General features: G+C 75.3%; 6 protein-coding genes. All 6 read left to right on the top strand.

From position 1 onward, the window contains the following. Positions 1-1,237: acyltransferase domain-containing protein (locus ETD85_RS56645; RefSeq protein ID WP_138698118.1), on the top strand; the 1,237-nt coding region annotated here is incomplete at its 5' end. Continuing rightward, positions 1,234-2,643: an amino acid adenylation domain-containing protein gene (locus tag ETD85_RS56640; protein WP_170247398.1), complete on the top strand. Its 1,410-nt coding sequence runs from the start codon at positions 1,234-1,236 to the stop codon at positions 2,641-2,643. The genes ETD85_RS56645 and ETD85_RS56640, both read left to right, overlap by 4 nt. Positions 2,644-2,651: 8 nt before the next feature. Continuing rightward, positions 2,652-5,777 (top strand): non-ribosomal peptide synthetase, encoded by a 3,126-nt coding sequence (locus ETD85_RS56635; RefSeq protein WP_170247397.1) that lies wholly within the window; start codon positions 2,652-2,654, stop codon positions 5,775-5,777. Between the two features lie 13 nt (positions 5,778-5,790). After that, positions 5,791-6,219, top strand: coding sequence for an aspartate 1-decarboxylase (gene panD / locus ETD85_RS56630; RefSeq protein ID WP_138698115.1), 429 nt, complete (start codon positions 5,791-5,793; stop codon positions 6,217-6,219). Further along, a complete protein-coding gene (locus tag ETD85_RS56625; protein ID WP_138698114.1) occupies positions 6,216-6,467 on the top strand; it encodes an acyl carrier protein in 252 nt (83 codons plus the stop codon). Before panD ends, ETD85_RS56625 begins: the two co-directional genes overlap by 4 nt. Then, on the top strand, positions 6,448-9,205 hold a 2,758-nt coding region (locus ETD85_RS56620; protein WP_138698113.1), incomplete at its 3' end, for a non-ribosomal peptide synthetase. The genes ETD85_RS56625 and ETD85_RS56620, both read left to right, overlap by 20 nt.

The raw sequence follows: 9,205 nt of genomic DNA, 5'->3' as shown, positions 1-9,205 counted from the left end.
AGATGTGTATGAGAGACAGGCCCTAGACGCGGCCACGCCGCCGTCCAAGGAGGCCGCGCCGCCGTCCAGGCAGGTCGCGCAGTCCTCCGGCGGGCGCGTGCCCGCGCCGTCCCGCCGCTTCCTGCCGCTGTCCGCGCACACCCCGCAGGCGCTGCGCGAGCTGGCGGAGCGGTGGCGGGACCTGCTGGCCGAGCCCGCGCTGGACCTGGCGGCGGCCTGCCACACGGCGGGCGCGCGCAGGGACCACCACGCCTACCGGCTCGCCGTGTCCGGGACGGACGCCGCCCAGCTGGCCGGCGAGCTCGAACGCGCGCTCACCGACCTGGTCGCCACGCCACCGGCCGGATCCGCCGCCGGCGGCCTGGCCCTGGTCTTCACCGCCGAGCCCACTGCATCCGAGCCCCCCACCGGAGGGCTGCCGGGCGCGGAGGTGGCCGAGGCGCTGCGGCGCGCGGGGGTCGTGCCCGAGATGGTGATCGGCGACGGGGCGGCCGAGCTGGTCGCCGCGCACTACAGCGGGGCGCTGTCCGCCGCGGACGCCCGCGCGGTCGCCGCCCGGCGCGCCCGGCTGCTCGCCGGGCTGCCGGCCCCGCACGCCCTGCGCGTCCGGATGGCGGCCCGCCTGGCCGAGGCGCTGTGCCGGCGGATGGGATCTGGGCTGGCGGTGTCCGCCGTGGAGAGCCCGCAGACCTGCGTGATCGCCGGCCCGCCCGAGGCCCTGGCCCGGGTGCGCGCCGCGCTGTCCGACGGCGGCGTGCTCTGCGCCGACCTGGGCCCGGTCACCGCCGCCCACGGCGAGCCGGCCGTGAAGGCCGCACCCGAGCTGGCGGCCGCGCTGGCCGGCCTGGCCCCGCAGGAGGGCCGGGTCACGCTCGTGTCCACGGTCACCGGCGGGCCGGTGGCGGGCAAGGCGCTGGACGCCGCCCACTGGGCGGGCCAGCTGGCCCGGCCCGGCCTGCTCGGCGACGCGCTCTCGTACGCGCTCGACCGCGGCGTGCGGACCTTCGTCGAGATCGGCCCCGGCGTCCTCGGCCCCCGGCTCCGCGCCGTGGACGGCGGGCGCAAGGCCCGCCTCGTCCGCTGCGCCGGCCAGGCGGACGTGCCGAGCGCGCTGATCCGCCTCTACGAGCTGGGGCACGACCCCGACTGGGCCGTGCTCACCCCGGCGGCGGGCGTGACGTCCGTCCCCCTGCTGCCCTGGTCCCGCGAATGGTCCTGCGTGGAGGTGACCGCATGAGCGCCGGCACCGTGCTGCACGAGGTGGCCGCCCAGGTCGCGCGCACTCCGGACGCGCCGGCCGTGCTCGACCCCGGGCAGAGCCTCACCTACGCCGAGCTGGCCGCCCGCGCGAACGCCGTGGGCGCCGGCCTCCGGGCCCGCGGCGTCCGGCCGGGCGACGTGGTGGCGGTGGCGCTGCCCCGGTCCGCCGACTACGTGGCGGCGATCCTCGGGGTCTGGCAGGCGGGGGCGGTCTTCGTCCCCCTGGATCGCACCCTGCCGCCCGAGCGCCTGCGCTACCAGCAGCGGCAGGCCGGCACGACGCTCCTGCTGGACACCCTTCCGGCGGCCTCCGGCCCCCCGGCCACCGCGAACATGGACACGGGGGACGCCGAGCGAGACCAGTGCGCCTACGTCATGTTCACCTCCGGCTCCACCGGCAGGCCGAAGGCCGTGCAGGTGACCCACGCGTCGCTGCGCCACTGCGTGTCGGCCGTGTCCGCGCTGCTCCACCCGGGCCCGGCCGACCGGTACGCCGCCAACCAGACCTTCGCCTTCGACATCTCCCTGCTGGAGGTCCTCCTCCCGCTGACCCACGGCGGCGCCACCCTGGTCACCTCCGAGACCCTGCAGACCGACGCCGCCCGGCTCGCGAGCTGGCTGGAGGGCCACGGCGTGACCGTCGTCCACGCCACCCCGACCGCCTGGCGATGGCTCCTGCCGCACCTGACCCCGGGCCGCACCGAGCTGCAGGCCGTGTGCGGGGGAGAGCCGCTCACCGCCAGGCTCGTCTCCGACCTGGCGGCCCGCGCCGGCAAGGTGTGGAATTTCTACGGCCCCACCGAGGTCACCGTCTGGGCCACCGCGGGCCAGGTCACGCCGGACGACCGGGACCCGCTGCCGATCGGCCGCCCGCTGCCCGGCTACCGCGTCGAGCTGCTCGGCCCCGACGGCCGCGTCGTCCCCCACGGCGCGGAAGGCGAGATCCACGTCGGCGGCCCCGGCGTGGCCATCGGATACGGCGGCGCCCCCGAGCTGACCGCCGAGCGCTTCGTCGTCCACCCCGAGCTGGGCCGCCTCTACCGGACCGGCGACATGGGCCGCCTGCGACCGGACGGCCTGCTGCACTTCGCCGGCCGCCGCGACCGCCAGGTCCAGCTCAACGGGTACCGCGTCGAGCTGGGCGAGATCGAGTGCGTCGCCCAGGAGCACCCGGAGGTCGAGCTGGCCGCCGCCCACGTCGCGGGCGACGCCCTGCTGCTGTTCGTCCAGGGCGCGGTGACCTCGCGTACGCTGCGCCGCCACCTCGCCGCCCACCTGCCCGTCTCCATGATCCCCTCCCGGATCGAGGTACGGCGGGAGCTGCCACTCACCCCCACGAAGAAGATCGACCGCGTCGCTCTGCTGGCGTCGGCGAACGGATAGGAGAAGCCGTGCCAGGACTGCACGAACTAGTCGAGGCGCAGGTCGCGCGCACCCCCGACGCCGTGGCGGCCGTCGACGCACACGGCGGCCGGCTGACCTACCGCGAGCTCGACGAGCGGGCCAACCAGCTCGCCCGCCACCTGCGCGGGCTCGGCGTGGTGCCCGACACCCCCGTGGCCGTGTGCGTGCACCGCGGCCTGGACCTCGTCGTCGCGCTGCAGGGCGTGGCCAAGGCGGGCGGCGCGTACCTGCCGATCGACCCCGACACCCCGGCGGCCAGGGTCCGCCTGATGGTGGCCCAGAGCGGCGCCCCGGTGTGCGTGGGCGAGCAGGCGCTGGCCGGCCTGCTGCCGGACGACCTCGCCACGGCCGTCCTGCTCGACCGCGACAGCGCCATCATCGGCGCGAACGACGTGACCCCGATCGAGGCGGGCGTGCGCGACGACCACCTGGTGTCGATCTACTACACCTCCGGCTCGACCGGCACGCCCAAGGGCGTGGCCAGCACGCACGGCGGCTGGGTGAACCGCATGCGCTGGATGCAGGACGAGCACCGCCTCGCCCCCGGCGAGACGGTCCTGCACAAGACCACGCTGAGCTTCGACGACGCGGCCGTGGAGGTGTTCTGGCCGCTGTCGGCCGGCGGCACCGTGGCGATCCTGCCGCCCGGCGAGCACAAGGACCCGGTGGCGCTGCTGGCGGCGGTGCGCGGCTTCGACGCCGCGGTGGCCCAGTTCGTGCCCAGCATGCTGAGCCTGTTCCTGGAGGCGCACCGCCGCGCAGGGCTGCCGCCGCTGCCGCGCCTGCGTCACGTGATCTCCAGCGGCGAGGCGCTGACCGCCCCGCTGGCGCTGGCCTTCCACGAGCAGCTCGGCGTGTACGGCTGCCGCCTGCACAACCAGTGGGGCGCCACCGAGGTCTCCATCGACTCCACGCTGCACACCTACGACCCCCACGACCCCTACGCCGGGCCCGTCGTGTCCATCGGCGCCCCCTTCACCGGCAACACCGTGCACGTGCTCGGCGAGGACGGCACGCCCGTGCCCGACGGGGAAGAGGGCGAGCTGTACATCGGCGGGATCGGCCTGGCCCGCGGCTACCACCGGCAGCCCGCGCTGACCGCCGCCCGGTTCCTGCCCGACCCCTTCGGGCCGCCGGGCTCGCGGCTGTACCGCACCGGCGACCTGGGACGGCGCCGCCCCGACGGGGCACTGGACTTCCTGGGCCGCCGCGACCACCAGGTCAAGATCCGAGGCGTGCGGATCGAGCTGGGCGAGGTCGAGGCGGCCCTGGAAACACACCCCGGCGTGCGCCAGTCGGTGGCCGTCGTCGAGGGCGGGCGGCTGCTCGCCTACGTCGTGGGCGCCGGCGCCGATCCGGTACGCCTGCGCGCCCACCTCGTCGAGCAGCTCCCGCCGTACCTGATCCCGGCGCAGATCGTGCCGATCGAACGGGTGCCGCTCACCCCGAACGGCAAGGTGGACCGGGCGGCCCTGCCCGACGCCGCGCAGCCGGCGGCGAGCGGCCCGCCTCCGGGGCGGCAGCCGGTCTCGGCCACCCAGCGGGCGCTGGCCGCGATCTGGGCCGACGTGCTCGACGTCGAGCGGGTGGGCCTGGACGACAACTTCTTCGAGCTGGGCGGCAACTCGCTGCTGGCCACCCAGGTCATGTTCAGGATCCAGGACGACCTGCGCATCGAGTTCCCGCTCTACCTGCTGTTCTCCGCGGAGACGCTGGAGGAGCTGGCCGAGGAGGTCGAGGAGAGCCGGGCCGAGCAGACGCCCGCGCTGCCGCGCGTCCCCCGCGACCGGGCGCTGCCGCTGTCCTTCAGCCAGGAGCGGCTGTGGTTCCTGCACCGCCTCGCCCCCTGCTCCACCGCCTACAACGTGCCAACCGCGTGCCGGCTGAGCGGGCGGCTCGACGTCGCCGCGTTCAGCACGGCGTTCGACCGGCTCGTGGCGCGGCACGAGATCCTGCGCACCCGGTACGTCGAGAGCCTCGACGGCATCCCCGAGGTGCGCATCGACGAGGTGGGCCCGCGCCTGACGTTCGGCGCGGCCGAGGGCGCGGACCGGATCTCGCGCGAGGAGTCGGCGTCCCTGGCGTTGCGCGCCGACTGGGACACGCCGTTCGACCTGGCCAAGGAGGCGCCGCTGCGGGCGCGGCTGACCAGGCTGGACGACTACGAGCACGTCTTCTCCCTGGTCATCCACCACATCGCGTACGACGCCGGCTCCGAGCAGGTGTTCTGGCAGGAGCTGGGCACGCTCTACGAGGCGGAGCTGTCCGGCCGGCCCGCCGTGCTCCCCGAGCCGGCCGCCCAGTACGTGGACTACGCCGCCTGGCAGCGGTCCGAGCCCGGCGACGAGAGCCAGCTCGCCTACTGGCGGGACCAGCTGGCCGGGCTGACCAGGCTCGCGCTGCCGACCGACCGGCCGCGCCCGCCCATGCAGACCTTCACCGGCGACCGCACCTCGTTCCTGCTGGACGAGGCGCTCACCGAACGGCTCAGGAAGCTCAGCCGCGACGCGGGCACCACCCTGTTCGCGACCCTGCTGGCGGGCTTCCAGGCCATGCTGGCCCAGGCGAGCGGCCGGGACGACGTGGCCGTCGGCTCGCCCGTGCCCGGCAGGACCAGGCCGGAGACCGAGCACATGATCGGCTTCTTCGCCAACATGCTCGTGCTGCGCGCCGACTGCGGGGGCGACCCCTCGTTCGCCGAGCTGCTCGGCCGGGTCAAGCAGGTCGTGCACGGGGCGTACGCGCACCAGGACATCCCGTTCGAACGCCTGGTGCGGGCGCTGCGCCCGCCGCGCGACCGCGGCGGCATGCCCTTCTTCAACGTCATCTTCAACGGTGTCCCGATCAGCGCGCTGACCAGCGCGGAAGGCGTGCGGCTCACGCAGCTGACGGTGACCCCCATCGATCTGGCGGCCAGAACCACGGTCGCCGACCTCGTCTGCTCGGTCGCGGAGACCCCGGACTCGATCATCGGCGAGGTCGCCTACAACACCGACCTGTTCGACGGCAGAACCGTCGAAGGGCTGGTGGATGTCTGGATACACCTGCTGAGAGCGGCGACGCGCGATCCGCTCAAGCCGCTCTCAGCGGTGTCCCCGGCCCCTCTTACCTGAGCGAAGGACCGCAATGTTGCGCACCATGTTCAAGTCGAAGATCCACCGCGCCACCGTCACGCACGCCGACCTGCACTACGTCGGGTCGCTGACGGTCGACGAGGCGCTGATGGAGGCCGCCGACCTGCTCGAAGGCGAGATGGTGGCCGTCGTCGACATCACCAACGGCGCACGTCTGGAGACGTACGTCATCGCCGGCGAGCGCGGCACCGGGGTGATCGGCGTCAACGGCGCCGCCGCGCACCTCGTGTCGCCCGGCGACATGGTCATCCTGATCTCCTACGGCCAGTACAGCCCCGGCGAGCTGGGCACCCACCGGCCGCGCGTCGTCCACGTGAACGCCCTGAACGAGATCGTCGACATCGACGCCGACCCCACCAGGCCGGTGCCGGGCTCGATCGACCAGGCCGAGCCGGCCGGCGTGGCGAGGAGAGCGCGATGAGCACCGTCCGCGCGGCGCTGGCCGAGGACTGGAAGCTGCTGCTCGCCCTGGACGACGTCGGCCCCGACGACGACTTCTTCGAGCTGGGCGGCCACTCGCTGGTCGCGATCAGGCTCGTGGCCAGGATCAGGGCCCGCTACGGCGTCGATCTGCCGGTGGCCGACGTGTTCGCCTGCCCGACGGTGCGGGAGCTGGCCGAGGTGGTCACCGGCTTGCTGGAGGTGAGCGGTGACCGTCACAGCGCCTGAGTCGCGCCTGTCGTTCGCGCAGGAGCGCATGTGGCTGCACCACCAGGTCGATCCGGCCGCGGTCGAGTACAACGTGTGCCTGGCGCTGCGGCTGCGCGGCCCGCTCGACACCGCCGCGCTGGCCCGCGCCCTGACCGGCGTCGTGGCCCGCCACGAGGCGCTGCGCACCGTCTACTCCGCCCGCGACGGCCGCCCGGCCGCCATCGTGCTCGCCCCCTGGCCCGTCGAGGTGCCCGTCCGGCCGGTGGCCGGCGAGGAGGAGGCCAGGCGGCTGGCCGCGCAGGCCGCGCGGGAGCCGTTCGACCTGGCCCGCGGCCCCGTGCTGCGGGCGCTGGTGGCCGGGCTCGCGGCCGACGACCACGTGCTGCTGCTCACCGTGCACCACATCGCGGTCGACGAGTGGTCGGTGGGGCTGCTGCTGTCCGAGCTCGACGCGCTCTACCGCGCCGCGCTCGACGGCACGCCTGACCCGCTGCCGCCGCTGCCCGCCAGCCACGCCGAGGTGGTCGCCGCCGAACGGCGGGCCGACCTGTCGGCCGCGCTCGGCCACTGGCGGCGCGCGCTGGCCGGGATGCCGCCGCTCGACCTGCCCACGGACCGCTCGCCGGGCGCGGAGCCCGGCGCGGCGGGCGAGATCATCCGCTTCATCGTCCCGCCCCGCCTGACCTCGGCGCTCGCCGCCGTGGCCCGGCGGGCGCGGGTCACCCCGTACATGACCGGGCTGGCGGCCTTCACCGCGTTCCTGGCCCGCTACTGCGGCCAGGACGACATCGCGGTCGGCAGCACCGTCGCCAACCGCGGCGTGCCCGGCGCCGAGCACGTGATCGGCGCGTTCTTCAACACCGTCGTCATGCGCGGGGACGTGTCCGGCGACCCCAGCTTCGCCGAGCTGCTGACCCGCACCCGCGCCCGCTGCCTGGACGCGCTCACCCACCAGCACCTGCCCTACTCGATGCTGGGCGAGGGCCGCACCCCGCTGTTCCGGGTGCTGTACGAGCTGCACGCCGGCGTCCCCGCGCACACCCGGCTGGGTGAGCTGGACGTGGAGCCCTTCCCGTTCCCCGACACCGCCGCCAAGTACGACCTCGCCCTGTCGCTGATGCCCGCGGGCGACCGCCTGTCCGGCCACCTGACCTACCGCAGCGACCTGTACGAGCCCGCCACCGCGCAGCGGCTCGTGGACGCGTTCCTGCACCTGCTCGGCGAGCTGGCCGAGGCGCCCGACCGGCCGATCGGCTCGCTGGAGCTGCTCCCGCCGGGCCAGCGCGCCGCCGTGCTCGACGCCTCCCGTGGCCCCGCCCCGCTCGGCCCGCTGGACCTGCGCGCCCACGACCTCTTCGCCCGCCAGGCCCGGCTGACCCCGCAGGCCACCGCGGTCACCTTCGGCGCCGTCCGGCTCAGCTACCGCGAGCTCGACGAGCGGGCCAACCGGATCGCGCACTGGCTGCGCGCTCGCGGCGCCGGGCCCGAGCGCGTGGTCGGCGTCTGCCTGGAGCGCTCCGACTGGCTGGTCGCCGCGTTCCTCGGCGTGTGGAAGGCCGGGGCCGCCTACCTGCCGCTCGACCCCGCGCTGCCCGCCGAGCGGCTGGAGCACATGGTGGCCGACTCGGGCGCGATGCTGGTGCTGCGCGACGCCGCCGCGCTGGCGGACGCGGTCGCGTCGGCCCCGGCCACCGCGCCGCAGGCCGGCTCGTCGCCGGACAACCTCGCGTACGTCATCTACACCTCGGGCTCCACCGGGCGGCCCAAGGGCGTGCTCGTCCAGCACCGGGGGCTGGTCAACTTCCTGCACTGGTGCGTGTCCGCCTACGCCGTTGGCGGGGTCGGCGGGGCGCCGCTGTTCTCCTCCGTGGCCTACGACATGGTGGTGCCGAACCTGTACACGCCGCTGGCCGTGGGGCAGTCCGTCCACGTGCTGCCGCCCGGCACGGAGCTGGACGAGCTGGGGGAGGGGCTGTCGGCGCGGCCGTACGGGTTCGTCAAGCTCACCCCCGGCCACCTGGAGGTGCTGGCCGGCCAGCTCGACGCCGGGCAGGCGGCCGGGCTGGCCGGGGTGCTGGTCGTGGGGGCCGACGCGTTCCCCAGCCGGGCGCTGGCCTTCTGGCAGGCGCTGGACCCGCCGCCGGTGCTGCTCAACGAGTACGGCCCGACCGAGGCCAGCGTCGCCAACTGCGTGCACACCGTGACAGGGCCGGTCAGCGGCGAGCTCGTCCCCATCGGCAGGCCGATCCCCGGCACCACGATGTACGTGCTCGACGCCGCCATGCGGCCGGTGCCGGCGGGCGTGCCGGGGGAGCTGTACATCGGCGGCGCCTGCGTCGTGCGCGGCTACCACGGACGGCCCGCGCTGACCGCCGAACGGTTCGTCCCCGACCCCTACGGCGAGCCCGGCGCGCGGCTCTACCGCACCGGCGACCTGGGCCGGCTCCGTGCCGACGGCGAGTTCGAGTTCCTCGGCCGGCTGGACGACCAGGTCAAGATCAGGGGATTCCGGGTCGAGCCCGGGGAGATCGCCACCACCCTGGACGAGGTGCCCGGCGTGGCGGGCGCGGTCGTCGTGGCCGCGCCCGCACCCGGCGGAGGACGCCGGCTCGTCGCCTACGTCGTCGGCACGGCCACCCCCGCCGAGATGCACGCGGCACTCGCCCGGCGGCTGCCCGCGTACATGCTGCCCGCCCAGTACGTGCCGCTGCCCGAGATCCCGCTCAACAGGAACGGCAAGGTGGACCGCTCGGCGC

It is taken from the genome of Nonomuraea zeae (assembly GCF_005889725.1).
In the GTDB taxonomy this organism is placed as follows: Bacteria; Actinomycetota; Actinomycetes; order Streptosporangiales; family Streptosporangiaceae; genus Nonomuraea; species Nonomuraea zeae.
Note: the sequence above shows the minus strand (reverse complement) of the source record. Positions and strands in the feature narration are given on the sequence as shown.